A 14,347-nucleotide genomic window follows, 5' to 3' on the forward strand; every position below is an offset into this window, starting at 1 on the left:
GAACTCAAACGTATATTTCTTCATAAAACCACCTCAAAATTATTAGTCTTTCTGTCTAATAATTTTACGGCACTTCATTTTTCCGGCTTACATCGTGGGACGACCTGGGAGACGCCTGATCTTGGCGGTTCTCAGGCGAGCTGGAAGCCCCTTCTTTGGCTGGAAGCGTTCCCCACAGCAAGCGGAATCCCTGGCAGCCGGAGTGCGGCTGGTTTCACTAATCTAGCCGTGATAATTCCTACTGTCGCAAGAGTAACGCAAACATTTTGGCTTTCCACCTTTAGTTATCTGCCAATTCCCTCACATAAACGTTGCTATATCAACGATGCAAGCAAACTTAGCTGGTCATTATTGATGGTGTTTGGTAAGCTTAGGGCATATTCAGGGAGGAATTTTTATGACATTTGGAGAAAAATTACAGCAAGCACGCCGCGATCATCAGCTCACGCAAAGTGACGTTGCAAAACACGTGGCCGTCTCGCGCCAGACCATTTCGAGCTGGGAAACCGGCAAGAGTTATCCAGATATCGACAGTCTCGTTACCCTCAGTAATCTGTACGGACTATCGCTAGACGTGCTGATCAAAGAGGATACGGGAATGCTGGACTATCTACGCAAGCCAGAAATTCTCAAACGGTTACGGCCCATCCATCAAGCGATGTTGGTTTTAAACGAATTATTTATTGTTATTCTATTATTTTTCATTCCAAATCAACTAGGTGCTTGGGTCCTGATTGCGGCTTTCCTAGCGAATGGCTGCGGCTTTCTCTACCTACAAAAGTTCGAAGAACAACTCAGTCCCCTCCCCGTCGCCGAACAGCGTTGGCGTAATGGGTGGCTCCCAGGGATCTTGAATATCTTGATTTCAACTGGTGCTCTAATCATCACCTATTGGCGGCCCATCACTTCTACAGCGGTGACGAATAATCTGGGCGTACTCGTCATGATATCCTGGTTAACGCTGCTCGGCCTCTGGTCGGCTCATGCCATTCAACGACTCAAGGACCGAGAGAATGCGACAGCTAAGCAAAAATATTACTAGGTTTGCTTAAATTTAAATACGAAATTCATTCTATGCAATCCCCGTCATAGCAGTGTTGCAGAGGATCTTTGCTGGACACTTTCCAACTAACATGCCTATACTAAGCTCATCAGCTAGAGGAGGAATCATCATGGCATTCGGGGAGAGAATCAAACACGCACGGCAACATCAGAATCTGACGCAGGAAACGGTCGCGACAGAATTACACGTTACCCGACAAACTATTTCCAGTTGGGAGCGGGGCAAAAGCTATCCAGATATCGACAGCTTAATTCGCTTAAGCGACTACTATCAACTTTCATTAGACACACTACTCAAAAAGGACCCTGGGCTCACCGACACACTCCGTAAACCCGTAGTTCTAAAATCGATTCAACCCATCATCAAAAATTTAACCATTGTGGACATCATCTTTGTACTGGCACTGATCTTCGCCCACCAGCTCTTCATGGCGAAGGGGCTACTCTACTTGATGGGAATAATCAACATTCTGACGCTAAACAAGTTGAACGGCTTCGCCAGAGCCTTGGACAACACGACCCCCTACCTAGCTTGGACGAAGCGGCGGTCTTGGGGGCTACTGATTGCTATCGGTAGCGCAGTCATGGCAATCGGGCTGAAATTTGCCCACGTTGCCCCCCTCGCCAATGACTTCACCTTCTTGGCGGCGTCCATCAGCATTGCGCTGGTGTATGCCGAAATCACTTACTTTTGGCAGCAACGGCGGGCAGCGCAGGCGGGTCAATTACCTTAATACGCACTGAATATGCAAAAGAGAGTGGGACATAAGGCGGTTAGTTTGCGAGCATTAACGTGATAGCAGGAATTATGCCTGACTCTGGCATAATTTTTGCTATCGGGTTAAGCGCAACAAACTGCCTGATGTCCCACGTTTCGGCACCATAGTGGCGTAAATAAAAGTTGCTCCTTTCAGAATTATTAGATTCTGAAAGGAGCAACTTTTTGAGTTATGTCCCACTCTCCTTTGCTATCTCCAAATTACGTTGCTGAAACGTGGGAGAAAAGGCAGCTGACTCCGCTTAAAACGGATAACCAAATAACCCAAACCCGGGGTTATTCGGTTATCCGCCTTAATGCTCGCCAGCTAATCGCCTTTTATCCCACTCTCTTTGTATTTTGAATACCATTCTCCATTAATCCTCAAGACTGCGTGCTAAGCATTATCGCCTGAGGTTGTTTCTAATCTCCCTTGCGTTAAGTCATCCAGTTTAACAGTCACTGTTTTCCCAGCGTAATCGATTTGGACATTTTTCCCTTGAACCTTGACAGTAGGTGCAGACGCAATGACATTCTCCGTTTTAACAGCGCCCACAAACTCATCAACAATCAGATTCTCCCCAACATGGACAAGACCACGTAATGTTGGGATGACACTTCTTGGGAACAATAAGTTTGTATTGGGCTCTGGCGATAGATTTTCAGTCTGCGTAAACGCGCCGCTGATAACTTTGCCACCAGTTAATCCCCGTGGTGAAATTGAATAAGCGCCATCACTGGTTAAGACCTCACGCAGCTCATCTGTTTTTTCATTACTGAAACCGGCATCAGCAAATTTCAGTTGTCGCTGACTATGAATCATATGAATCCGCACATGCCACGGATGAACCGGAATGACATAGGTTTCTACCAACACGTCCTGCCACGGTTGCCAACTACTATAAACATAATCATCTGTAAATCGGAAGGTCGAAACACGTTCCCGAGTCCGATAGTGATGATCACCAACTTCACATAACGCAAGCGTACTATCGTAAGCCTCTTCATTCAGGGCAATCCCATCTTTCGGCGTTGAAAACCCAAACCGCGTTGCATAAACCAACTTAGAATATTTTGCTTCTCGATGGCTTTGATTGTTGACTAATTGTCCGGCCGTAAATCCTTGAACATTCTGACCATCATTGTCCCGTGTGACCAGCATTCTGCCTGCTGGCACACTTATTTTTTGTTTCAGCTTAGGGGTTTCTTCTTGTGACTGCCAGAACGGATGATCTTCAGGCAAACTCAGAATTAAGAACGGTTTTAAAGCCCAATATGGTGACCCCGGCCCATTATAGCCCTCCGTAAAGTTCAAATTATCATAAGCATAGCCAAGGCTTAATGTGCCATCCTGCTTAAAAATATCTTGTTGCATCCAGTAACGTAAGTTTTGTAAAACGAGGTGTTTGATTTGCCCCCAGGGAAGCGCCTCCACACCAGCGAAAGCTAATGCTGACCAAAAAGCACTTTGTGCAAACCGATAAATTAAAGACCGCCCATAAGGAATCCCTGACCCGTCCTTATCAAACCAATACTGAAAGCTTTGTGCAAACTTGGCCGCGCGTTGTCGTAATTTATCAGCACGTTCTGGATCCCGGTCACCATATAATTTGGCATAAACCAGGCCATAAAATTGAACTGCCCAAGAGACATAATAGTCCTGTTGATCGACTGGACCATCCTTATACCAGCCCTGGTCGACGTAGAAGGAATCAATTGCTGAAAAGTCATAATTCATCATGTCTTTGTCGTAGTCCATCCCCAACAAAGACATCGCCATGTTCACCAGCACCCGGAAGTAATGCCAATTATTGTCTGGCAAATGATAATAATTTATTTGAATCAACCAGTCATGCAGGTTCTGTTGCTCCGTTTGAGAGAGCTGATCCCATAAGCGGGGCTTCGTCAAAACTAAGGTCAGCGCAATAGAAGCTTCCTCAACCATTAGTTGACTCGTATCATGTAGATCTCCCCAATAGGCTGATGACGCTGGATCTGTTCCCGCTACCAATCCCACTCGAAATTTGTCAAAAAAGTCTAAATTTTGTTCTGGATCTGATAATAAAGGTCCAATTGCCCAGAGTGGCCGTAGAAAGGCTTCAACTTCTTGTTCTGCCTTCGGGTAAACCGTTCCTGAACTCCCCAGATTTAAATGGCCGGGATAGTCATCGTCAAAATAGCTTGCCAACGGTGTAACGAGATCCTTAGCTAGTTTTTGTAAATCACTTCTAGTTTTCAAAGGGTTATTTCGTAATTTTGAAAAGTCATTCATGATCGTTTTCCTTTCCTTTACTTCTGCTCAGCAGCTGCACGCAATTTAGTCGTCACCGTCAAAACCATCTTTTTATTCAGTGGGTACCAAAAGATCAGGATGAGCGCAACTAATAGATAACCCAATGCTGGAATTCCCGTCGCGATATGATAAACCCCTAAGTTAGTGGCCGCGGACTGTGTCGTCCCACCAACAACTGCATGATAGCCCAGTAAAGCCAGTAAGAACCCAGAAAGACCACCCATGATGGCTTGACCAATTTTACGAGCAAATGAATACAGCGCATAAACGGTGCCGTCTTCACGACTACCATCGACAAACTGCTGATAGTCGATCACATCGGTCATAAAGGCCCAAATCATGACGTTGAAGGCGCCCGACCCTAACGTGGCAAATAACAAGAGCAGCAGAAAGAGCCATTCATTTTCTAATTGTAACAAGTAGAGCAGTCCAAAGATGATTGCCGAGAAGATAAGCGCCCCTTGCGAGAATTCTTTCTTCCCATATTTCGTTGAAAAATACTTAGCGAATGGTGCAATCAAGATTGTGCTGATCGTATTCATCATCGTTGCAATTGACATGCCAATTGTACTGTGGAAATAGCCATTGAACAGGTAGGCATTTAACCCGCCTGTCATCCCATTAGAGACCAACAAAACAAGTGCTGCACAGATGATCGACATAAGCGCCCGGTTATGTAATAGCGCAATCAATAACTTTCCGACTGGCACCTTCTCTGTCTTCTGAATTTGAATTCGTTCATGTGAGTTATGAATCGTAATGGTATAGCTGATGAAGGCAACAATCGCAAAGGCAATGGCCACCATAAACATCCGATTACCAGACACGTGACCCGCGTGATCATTCATAAAGAGCGGCACAATAAAGCCAACTAAGGTTCCAGACAAGGCGCCACCAACGCTCCGCCAAGTCGATAGAGAATTTCGATGATCTGGATTTTGCGTAATCGCAGACGCCATCGTCCCGTAAGGAATATTGGTAGCGGAATACGTAATTCCCCAGAAAATATAAGTAATGTAGATGTAAGCAATTCGAATCCCCATTGGAAAATGGACTGCAAATGGCATAAACGTTAGAATCGTTGACGCAAAGATAAAGGGCCGGACAAAGCTGATCCACGGAATATAGCGACCACGGGCCGTTAATTTCGTATTGTCCACTAACCGACCGATTGTCACATCAGCAACCGCATCAACCAAACGGGCCACTAAAAATAACGTTCCCGTTATAATTGGCGAGATTCCTAGCGCATCCGTATAAAAAACCATTAGGAAGTTAGACATCAACATGAATGAGAAATCATTCCCGAAATCACCAAAGAAGTAACCTAATTTATCAGATAGTCCGAATGGCTTATCGCTAAGCCGCAAATCAACTTTTTTTCCTAAATCACTTGTCGTTGTTTCCATCGTTCTTTCCTTTCTTAAATCCCCTCAGGATTCTTGACCTGACCCCAAACTGGTAAGCTCTTATGCGTGAGCTTTTGTAGGGCTTCAATTAAAAAGAAATCCGCATAAATAATGGCATAGTCGTGCTGTTCCTCGTGATAGGATGCCGACGCACGGGTCACAATATTGTCGCAATCCATCGAAAAATCACATCGATCGGCTAATAGGTGTTCGAGTAACTGCTCGCCGAATCGTTGATAGATTTGTGCTAATTTTTGATTCTCTTGCTGTGATGCTAATTCAAGGAACGCACTTGCTGCAATGGCCGCCGCTGAAGAATCCTCGTATGCCACGGCTTTAGGCTGGTTAAAGTCAATCGGAACGTGTGTCCATTCCTTCATCTGCTGCATGAAGTAATCTGCCACCTTAGAGGCCGTTTGTAAGAACTCCGCGTCATGCGTTTGCTCATAGCTCATCGTGAAGCCGTAGATAGCCCAAGCCTGACCACGTGTCCAAGCCGAGCCACGTTGCAATCCCTGACCGCCAAATGATTTTACGTACGCACCTGTCTCCGGATTGAATTCACAAATATGTTTAACGGAACCATCCTCACGAATAAAATGATTTTGTACCGTAATCGCATGTGCCTGCGCAATTTGTGCAAACCGGGGGTCATGGGTTAAGTCCGTTGCCCAATAAAGCAATCGAATATTCATCATGGAATCAATAATCGTCCACCCACGTCGGTCAACTGTCCCTTCATCGTTCCAAGCTCGAATAAACCTACCAGCCAGGTTAAAGCGTCCTGCCAAAATAGTCGCCGCATGAATGACCCGTGTGTAAGCTTGCTTATTGTGCGTTAAACGATAGTTAGCACCACTACTCAGTAAAAACATAAACCCCACATCATGATGCAGTCCTTCAAAACTAGTCAGAGTTAGTGCTAGTTTACGTTCTATTTTTTCGGCATAGGTTCGATACTTTTCCGCCCCTGTCTGCCGATACATCTGCCACAACATGCCTGGATAAAATCCATTCGTCCACCAGCTCAAGCTATAGTATTCCGCCGTTTGCTCGCTCAAACTAGAATGATCATCGTAATTTCCAGCCGAATCCGTCGTGTAGGGAATCCGATCCTGTGTCTTATCGGCCACCCAACTCATTTTCTGTTCAACTTGTTTTAAGGCCGCTGTTGCCCAATCTACTTTCGTTTCAATCACGGATTTAACTGCCTCCTTTAAGTTCGTGGCCATAAGCTTTTAGCTCGATTAAAGATGGGAAGATTGATTGATCATTAGCCTTAATGAGCTGTCCCAGTTTCAAACGGCTCGTTACAGTCACTGGCAGGTGAAAGATTTGTTCAGTTGCTGTTTTTTTGAAGACTAATTGATAACTTGCGTCTGGCTCCAACTCTAGGCAACCATTCGTCCAATAGCTGTCGTGCGGGAAGTCAGTTCGTAGAACAATGCCAACTGACTCCAGTTGCACCTTACGGCCAAAATCAATCGTTAACTCAGCATCCTCTCGGTTATCAATTCCCCATGATTGGTAAGGAAAATAGCCATGCGCACCACTTGCAACATACCCATCGATCACATTTCTAGCGGCAAAAATGGCCTTATTTTGCGTTTCAACGTTAGCCGCCACATGGGGGTAAGCATTGCTTGTGTGCTGATCGTAAATATTTAAAGCTAGGTTTCGTAAATGGTCTAATTGCCCGTCTTCAACTGGCTGGATTGATATGAATTGCTGTGTGCCGGAAAATGCCAACGGACCATAAACTTCTCGGTCTTCTAAACTCATTGGGATTTTAAAAAGCCACTTATTCTGCTTCAAATAAACTAAGGTCGCTGGTAAACTTGCATCCAACCGCACGTTCCAGAACTTTCCTTCACTTTGACTGTTATTAAATACGACTTCCAGTTGATCCCCATTCCGATAGCGATGATTGAACATAAAGACACCATTATCATTATTAACATCTGGTTGTATTTGCGCGTTACCATTGCGAATCATAACTTGCAACTGAATCACCCTTTTTCAAAGTTTTAGCTTAAACGTTTAAGTTACATGCTATAAAAAAAGTAAAGGATTTTTGCATTTCTAACTTAAACGTTTAAGTTTCCTTTACAAACACAGTCTATCTTGTTTTGTAAGCGTTGTCAATAACTTGTTTGCGTTTTTTAGGAGAGCAATTATGTTAATATTATAGTGATTATCGAAGAAGGGAGCCCTCATGAATAAACAGACTAGCTTAACTGACATTGCACGGGTTGCCAACGTTTCAGTTGCAACCGTGTCCTATGCCCTAAATAATCGACCCGAGGTCAGTGAGAAAACGCGCCAACGTATTAAAGAAATTGCGAATCAAATGAATTATCATCCAAACAAGGCGGCGCAAGGGTTACGAACCCACCAATCACGATTGATCGGGATGTTAATCAACACGTTTAATAGCATGTTTAATGGTGAATTAGTCGATGACATTCGCGAGACCCTTGATCACTATGGTTATTCTTTAGTCGTTATTGGTAACAGTAACGCTGACCTAATTGACTCCCAATTATTTGACGCGCTTATTATTTTTAACTATACGACCACTAAAAGTAACTTAACGGCACTGATTGAACGGACCAAGATTCCCATCGTCCTTATGGCAAATGAATTAGACTTCGCCAACGTCGATAATATTGTGATCGATAATCAATCTGCAATTACTAATTTACTTAAACAATATGAGAAATCTCAACACCAAAACATCTGTTTTTTCCGCGGATCTCGTAATTCTTATAACTCAGCAAAACGTTTTGCTAGTTGTCGCGCCTACTTTGAAAAATATCATCCTGAGTATGATGTGGCCGCGCATACATTTAATGGTCACCTTGAAAGTGCACCCACGTATCCCATAGCCAAAAAATTATTATCTGAAAAGAAGTACAACTTTTTCTTTTGCCTCAACGATATGATGGCTTATGGTGTTTATCGAGCTGCTAGCGAGCTACACCTGAAGGTTGGGGTCGACTTTAGTATTACTGGCTTTGATAACGCCCCCAAATCCGGTGAGATTTACCTGCCAAAACTAACCACCGCAGACTCCCAACTCAACACTTGGAGCCAAGAAGTTGCTAAAAGCCTAGTTTCACGATTAGAACACCCCGAAACGCCTGCACAGAAGACAATTTTAGTGCCGACTAAGATTGTTCAGGGTGCTTCAATTCTTTACAAATAATTACTGACAATCTGAGTAGAAACGAAAAAAGCGTTGAGAAATCAAGAGTCCGATTTCTCAACGCTTTTTCAGATGCTTTAAAGCTAGCACGACTTATAATCCAATTTATTGACGCGTATGGCCACTGTAGGTCATCCCCACTAAGTTATCCGCTAATGCCATTTGAATCGCGTGGCGGTTCTCCCAGTGTGCAATTTCGGTTGCTAGACCTGCTTGCCACTCTGCTTGCTCGTGCTTTTTTTCAATGAGCCGGTCCCAATCCATGGCGGCCGTGGTTCGCTCGGTCGTTTGCCGCCATTTCGGCCATTCATCAAGGTGTTGCCCTAACTCTAGGGCTTCCGGTGGGGCTAATACTAAGTTCTCAGTCATCATCATGGCCTCCTTAGCAAAAATCTGACGGACAGTCCTATTGACTTGCTAGTAGTCTACCAAAAAACAGCAACTGGCGCGACCAATATGCTCACAACTGGTCAAGCACTTGTTTCATTGGTGTCTCACCACTTAGTAACGGAATAGTTTTACGACTGGCCTGTGGGGCGTGCAGAGCGGCCACAAGAAACGCAGCGAGATCTGCCCGTGGAATACTCCCCACCGCTAACGGATCACTCTTTACCTTACCAGTCCCGGCGTGAAAGGACAGCGCACCGGGCTGTACGATCGTATAGTTCAAATTTGTCTGATTGACCAGCCAATTGTCGGCATAAAATTTAGCGACGTATAACGACTTCAGCGGGTCTGCCCACCGATTACGGTCCTCAGCAAATAACATGCTGATCATCAAGAAACGGTCAACCCCGGCAATTTCAGCAGCTTGCATGGTCTTAACGGCACCGTCGAGGTCCACCAACAATGTCATATCATCCTTGGTTCGACTCCCGGATCCGGCCGCAAAGATGACGGCATCCACGTCGAGCATGACGTTGGCCAGCTGCTCTGGCTTGGCGAGGAGATCCATTTCGCGGACCTTGACGCCTTGGTCTTCCCAGTCCTCCCCATCTTCGTTAAAGCGTAACCCAGCAATGGGGTCATCCCCTCTGACTACTAGATCTGCTATCAACAGGCGACCGACTTGGCCGTTGGCGCCCACGACTAAAACTCGCATAACCTAACGAACTCCCTTCAATACTCTCATCGTTTCATTATACAACGCGATGAGAGCGTTTTAATTCGTTAACTGTAAAAAAATTGACGCTGTCTGCTTTACCCCACGCCATTTTGTGCCATAATGAAATTGAAGCTAAAAATATATTGCACGGGAATTACTTAACCGCTAGATTGTTGCTTACGATTTTTGAGGAGGTCTGCACTTTGCAGAATCAGGATTTAACCATTAACGACTTAGACGAACATGCACAACAGACGGCTTTAACCGACTTCACCAAGTTTTACCTACGGCACTACAAGACTAACGACTTGGAAATTTTGTCGCAATACAAGGTTGATTACGCCATGAACGATATCAACATGTACTTGTACGCCAACAACAACTTCCACCCGGATGAATTAGTTGCCGGCGTTTTAGCTCTGAAGCACGACCTATTCGTCTCCATCCTATCTACGATGGACATCGCGTTCAACGAAAACGGTTCTCTCAAGGACACCACCTGGGAAGGCTGGTACCAACAAGAATACGCTAAGGTCGTCGACGGTAAGTAACGACTGGCCCATTAAAGGGCGGTCATCGTCAGCAGATATGCTGGTGATGACCGCCCTTTTTTACTACGCTATTATCATTTAAATATCGTTTGGCTACCTTATGGTTACCCGCGATTTCCTCGAACATGGGACCAGGCCACATCCAGCGGCCGTTAAAGCGCATAATCGCTATGGCACCCAAATACATCTCTATTTTAGTTAGATTTTACCTACAAGGTCCGTGCCGGGCTTCAAGGTTTCTTCGCCGGGATGCCAGTTGGCTGGGCAGACACGATCGCCGTGTTCCGCAACGAATTGCGCAGCGGTCAGCGTCCGCAAAATTTCACCGGCATTACGACCAATGCCCATGTCATTGATCGTGTAAGAGCGGACTTCGCCCTGAGGATCCAGAATGAAGACACCACGGTAAGCTTGACCAGCTGCTTCGTCAAGGACGCCATAGTGCCGTGCCAAGTCGCCAGCTGGGTCAGCAATCATTGGATACGCGACCTGACCAACCTCTTCGCTTTGTTCATGCCAAGCCTGGTGAACAAATTCGGTATCCTCAGAAACACTGTAAATTTCTGCATTTTGCTTCTGAAATGCCGCGTAGTGGGCAGCCAAGTCACCGAGTTCCGTGGGACAAACGAATGAAAAGTCTGCTGGATAAAAGAACAGAATTGACCAATGACCGCGTAAGTCGTCCGCCGTTAAAGCTTTGACCTCACCATCTTGATACGCATTGACTTGAAAATCGGGTAACGCTGAACCAATATAATTCACGATAATTTCTCCCCTCATTTTCTGAATTCTGAATCACCCTTAGCATACCCGTTTTTTAAGTCTAAATCAAGAATGATTCTAAACTGGCAGTTGAAAATGCGGGGCCTTCCTATAATTATTTTTATAGTTAGTTATTATAATTATTATTCGCTAGAACTTGTGTCTTTTACTTGCACTTGCTTTAAAAATGGTATACACTATTTACATAGGATAAATCAGAAGCTGTTAGGTGAGGCTCCTATACGGAAAATGCTACTGCTCAGAAACGTCGAGAAACGCCAATGAGTCAGCTGTTCAGGTCAATTTAAGGCCTGATCTAATGTAGCTGTTATGAACTAACTACGCCGTATAGTGCTAAAACTCAACGACTAGCCAAAACTCACACACACTTTTTGTGGTGCGCTTAGCTAGTTGTAGCTAAGCGCTTTTCTTTTATCCCCGTCCGTCCCTGTCGACTATCCACCTTGGAGGTGATTGAACATGACATTGCAACTTTTAGATGATCCCGGAGCGTGTTATAACTCGCCGGTGGGAAAGTTACCGCCTGTTCATCCCTCTTGGTTGACGCTTTGAGGAGAATAGCTCTCTAGCTTTCCCGTTCCCGGACCCCGTAGCTTGATGCGGGGGGTTGATTGGCAGACTTTAAACAGAATCGACTGACCACATTATTTCAGACGCTGTCGGCGTTGCAACCGACCGTAACTCGTCTGAACTTCCCGAATTCGTTCGTGGATCAGTTGGATTCAAGCCACTTAATGGATAACGCAAGCTAGAGTTACGCCCTTTTTCTCGGTACTATTCGACACCGATGCATTGACGTGCTAGTCAGAATAGCGTTACGACTTCGTAACTGCACTTCACCGCTGGGGGAACCCGGTGGGGAGAAGAAGATTAGTAACTGACGCCGTTTCAACTAGGCTGGTTTTTAATCTCTGAACGGTCGATACAATAAACACAATACCAAACCGATTCCGGTTAACCACGTGAATTGGCGGCACCCATGGGCTGATGGGAATCACCCCGCAAGTGTGTTACCGCCACGCAGCGCGATTGAGCTGGTATTCATTTGAAGACATTGCTCCAACAAAATTAAGTAGGTCACCATTCGCGAAGGATGGTGACCTACTTTTTTCGTCGCATATTAAAAAGGAAACCAGCTGACACCAGTTTCCTTCAGCAAATTAAGCTTTCGTCTTCGCTCGCCGCATCTCCTGCAGGTAAGCCTGACTCTTTTCTTCACTAAATTCATGTTCGGATTTCCCGATAATTACGGTCGCTAAGGAGTTGCCGACCACGTTGACCGCGGTCCGCCCCATATCAACTAACCGGTCGATCCCGGCGATAAAGGTTAAACCACTCATTGGCACCCCAATCGTCGAAACGGTCGCCAGCAAGACCACGAAGGATGCCCCCGGCACCCCGGCCATCCCTTTACTAGTAATCATCAAGACCACTAAGAGGGTAATCTGTTGGCCTAAACTCAGGTGGATGTGGTATGCCTGTGCCAAGAACAATGCCGCCAACGACTGGTAAATAGCGGATCCATCCAGGTTAAACGTATAGCCAGTAGGAATCACAAAGGAAACGATCCCTTGGCTGACCCCAAACTTATCCATTTTATCGATCAATCGTGGCAAGGTCGCTTCAGAACTAGCCGTTGAGAATGCCAGAACGGCCTCATCCTTAATGACGTATAGGAGGTCCCATAATTTGAAATGGAACATCCGGGCAACGATTCCCATGAAGACGACGATAAAAACTGCCATCGTCCCATAGGCCAGCACGATAAAATACCCGAGCGGCGCTAACGCTGAGAGCCCCATCTGCGCAATCGTCACCCCAATCAAGGCACAAACCCCGATCGGTGCGGTATGCATGACCCAGTTGGTCACACGGAACATCACTTGTGACACGGCATCCAGAACGTCAATAATGACCTGACCCTGCTTACCGATTGCCGCTGTCCCTAAACCGAAGAAGACGGAGAAGAAGATCACGGGCATCATGTCCCCTTCACCCAATGATTTGAAAATGTTGGTGGGAATAATCCCCATCAGTGTCGACCAGATACCCGTATTCTGTGCTGATTTAGCCGAGGAGACGTACTGACTAATATCCGTACTATGTAGTTGATGAATGTCAATAAAGTCCCCAGGATGGAAAATATTGCCGACTAGCAGTCCTAAGGCAATCGCGATGGTCGTCATAATTTCAAAGTAGATAATGGTCTTCCCACCGACCCGGCCCAGTTGCTTGATATCTCCCATATTTGCGATGCCGACGGTCAAACAAGATACCACGATCGGCAGCACGATCATTTGAATCAAGCCGATAAACATATTCCCAATGTTCTGCATGGCGGTAATGGCCACTTTATTTTGATAGAAGACCGCTCCCAGGATAATCCCGAGAATCAGTCCAATCAAAATCTGCCACCCCAAACTCAGGCGGTAGTTACGATACTTTTTCATGTATGTGTCACCCATTCTCTCTTTTTAATGGTTAGTCGTACGCGTTTGATTGTTCGGGTAACCGGGGTCACCCATAACAATAACTATCATAGCACACCACGGCGATTAGGCCAAAGTTCTCCTGAACGAACCCAGGGCATAAAATTGGTAATAAATGGCCCATAGACAAACTTAATCACAACGATTGCAAATAATATTCGGATACGTATTAAGTGGCTACCATTCGTTTTTAAATGAAACGCCGGAAAGATTAACGGGTCACGGCGGTAGTTTCAACGGCACAACGACCGGTAGTAACTTAGTGGTTCACCAGGTAGTGCAGCCGACCCCCGTTTGACCAGCCGTCTGCTTTGCTCAAATACCTGCGTTTTGTTTGTGACGCCGCTCGGTCGCCGGGTACCCTTTCGCTGCGGTCATCCGCCACTGCTTATGTACTTTAAAAATGAACATAAAAAAAGAACCCAATCACTGGGTTCCTTCCGTCGCGTGGCAACGTCCTATCCTCGCAGGGGGCGATCCCCCAACTACTATCGGCGTGCTAAAGCTTAACTTCCGTGTTCGGCATGGGAACGGGTGTATCCTTTAGGCTATCGCCACCACACTATAAGAGAACTTCTTCCCTCAAAACTAGATATTATTCAATTATTTTCTCTTTGAGAACACCACGTTTTACAACTTGGTTAAGTCCTCGACCGATTAGTACTGGTCCGCTCCACGCCTCACGGCGCT

13 protein-coding genes, 1 rRNA gene and 1 riboswitch are annotated in these 14,347 nt (G+C 45.6%); of the genes, 5 read left to right on the forward strand and 9 right to left on the reverse strand.

Annotated elements, in window-relative coordinates; translation table 11 throughout:
- From EKM89_RS14250 to EKM89_RS12615, 3 genes are all read left to right on the forward strand, one after another.
- Window positions 1-456: hypothetical protein (locus EKM89_RS14250; protein WP_225421887.1), on the forward strand; the 456-nt coding region annotated here is incomplete at its 5' end.
- Window positions 398-1,042, forward strand: a complete 645-nt coding sequence (locus EKM89_RS12610; protein ID WP_125689035.1) for a helix-turn-helix domain-containing protein — start codon at window positions 398-400, stop codon at window positions 1,040-1,042. The genes EKM89_RS14250 and EKM89_RS12610, both read left to right, overlap by 59 nt.
- Window positions 1,043-1,172: 130 nt before the next feature.
- On the forward strand, window positions 1,173-1,796 hold the full coding sequence (locus EKM89_RS12615) for a helix-turn-helix domain-containing protein (protein WP_125689037.1): 624 nt from the start codon (window positions 1,173-1,175) through the stop codon (window positions 1,794-1,796).
- Between the two features lie 420 nt (window positions 1,797-2,216).
- Here EKM89_RS12615 and EKM89_RS12620 read toward each other — a convergent pair whose 3' ends face one another.
- The 4 genes from EKM89_RS12620 to EKM89_RS12635 are packed head-to-tail and all read right to left on the reverse strand — an operon-like array spanning window position 2,217 to window position 7,525.
- On the reverse strand, window positions 2,217-4,058 hold the full coding sequence (locus EKM89_RS12620; protein WP_164510590.1) for a DUF2264 domain-containing protein: 1,842 nt from the start codon (window positions 4,056-4,058) through the stop codon (window positions 2,217-2,219).
- 50 nt (window positions 4,059-4,108) lie between these two features.
- Complete coding sequence (locus EKM89_RS12625) at window positions 4,109-5,521, reverse strand: MFS transporter (RefSeq protein WP_125689041.1); 1,413 nt, start codon at window positions 5,519-5,521, stop codon at window positions 4,109-4,111.
- 14 nt (window positions 5,522-5,535) lie between these two features.
- The gene (locus EKM89_RS12630) at window positions 5,536-6,720 is read right to left on the reverse strand and encodes a glycoside hydrolase family 88 protein (protein WP_225421888.1); all 1,185 of its coding nucleotides are present in this window, start codon (window positions 6,718-6,720) and stop codon (window positions 5,536-5,538) included.
- Between the two features lie 4 nt (window positions 6,721-6,724).
- Window positions 6,725-7,525, reverse strand: a complete 801-nt coding sequence (locus EKM89_RS12635) for a hypothetical protein (RefSeq protein WP_125689045.1) — start codon at window positions 7,523-7,525, stop codon at window positions 6,725-6,727.
- A 211-nt stretch (window positions 7,526-7,736) separates the two neighbouring features.
- Here EKM89_RS12635 and EKM89_RS12640 point away from each other — a divergent pair, with 211 nt between their 5' ends.
- The gene (locus EKM89_RS12640) at window positions 7,737-8,729 is read left to right on the forward strand and encodes a LacI family DNA-binding transcriptional regulator (protein WP_125689047.1); all 993 of its coding nucleotides are present in this window, start codon (window positions 7,737-7,739) and stop codon (window positions 8,727-8,729) included.
- Window positions 8,730-8,834: 105 nt separating this feature from the next.
- Here EKM89_RS12640 and EKM89_RS12645 read toward each other — a convergent pair whose 3' ends face one another.
- Window positions 8,835-9,098 (reverse strand): hypothetical protein, encoded by a 264-nt coding sequence (locus tag EKM89_RS12645; protein WP_125689049.1) that lies wholly within the window; start codon window positions 9,096-9,098, stop codon window positions 8,835-8,837.
- Window positions 9,099-9,189: 91 nt separating this feature from the next.
- Window positions 9,190-9,831, reverse strand: coding sequence for an SDR family oxidoreductase (locus EKM89_RS12650; RefSeq protein ID WP_125689051.1), 642 nt, complete (start codon window positions 9,829-9,831; stop codon window positions 9,190-9,192).
- Between the two features lie 206 nt (window positions 9,832-10,037).
- On the opposite strand from EKM89_RS12650, the gene EKM89_RS12655 reads away from it, so the two are divergent.
- Complete coding sequence (locus EKM89_RS12655) at window positions 10,038-10,385, forward strand: hypothetical protein (RefSeq protein WP_125689053.1); 348 nt, start codon at window positions 10,038-10,040, stop codon at window positions 10,383-10,385.
- 198 nt (window positions 10,386-10,583) lie between these two features.
- On the opposite strand, the gene EKM89_RS12660 is transcribed toward EKM89_RS12655, so the two are convergent.
- The 3 genes from EKM89_RS12660 to rrf form a co-directional block, all read right to left on the reverse strand.
- Entirely contained in the window at window positions 10,584-11,165 is a 582-nt protein-coding gene (locus EKM89_RS12660) for a peroxiredoxin (protein WP_382333562.1), read from the reverse strand.
- Between the two features lie 196 nt (window positions 11,166-11,361).
- Window positions 11,362-11,527: riboswitch (M-box (ykoK) riboswitch) on the forward strand.
- 801 nt (window positions 11,528-12,328) lie between these two features.
- Window positions 12,329-13,618 (reverse strand): cation:dicarboxylate symporter family transporter, encoded by a 1,290-nt coding sequence (locus tag EKM89_RS12665; protein WP_125689057.1) that lies wholly within the window; start codon window positions 13,616-13,618, stop codon window positions 12,329-12,331.
- Between the two features lie 484 nt (window positions 13,619-14,102).
- A 5S ribosomal RNA gene (rrf, locus tag EKM89_RS12670) occupies window positions 14,103-14,219 on the reverse strand.
- Window positions 14,220-14,347: the final 128 nt, after the last annotated feature.

This window comes from Levilactobacillus fujinensis (assembly GCF_003946335.1).
Taxonomy (GTDB): domain Bacteria; phylum Bacillota; class Bacilli; order Lactobacillales; family Lactobacillaceae; genus Levilactobacillus; species Levilactobacillus fujinensis.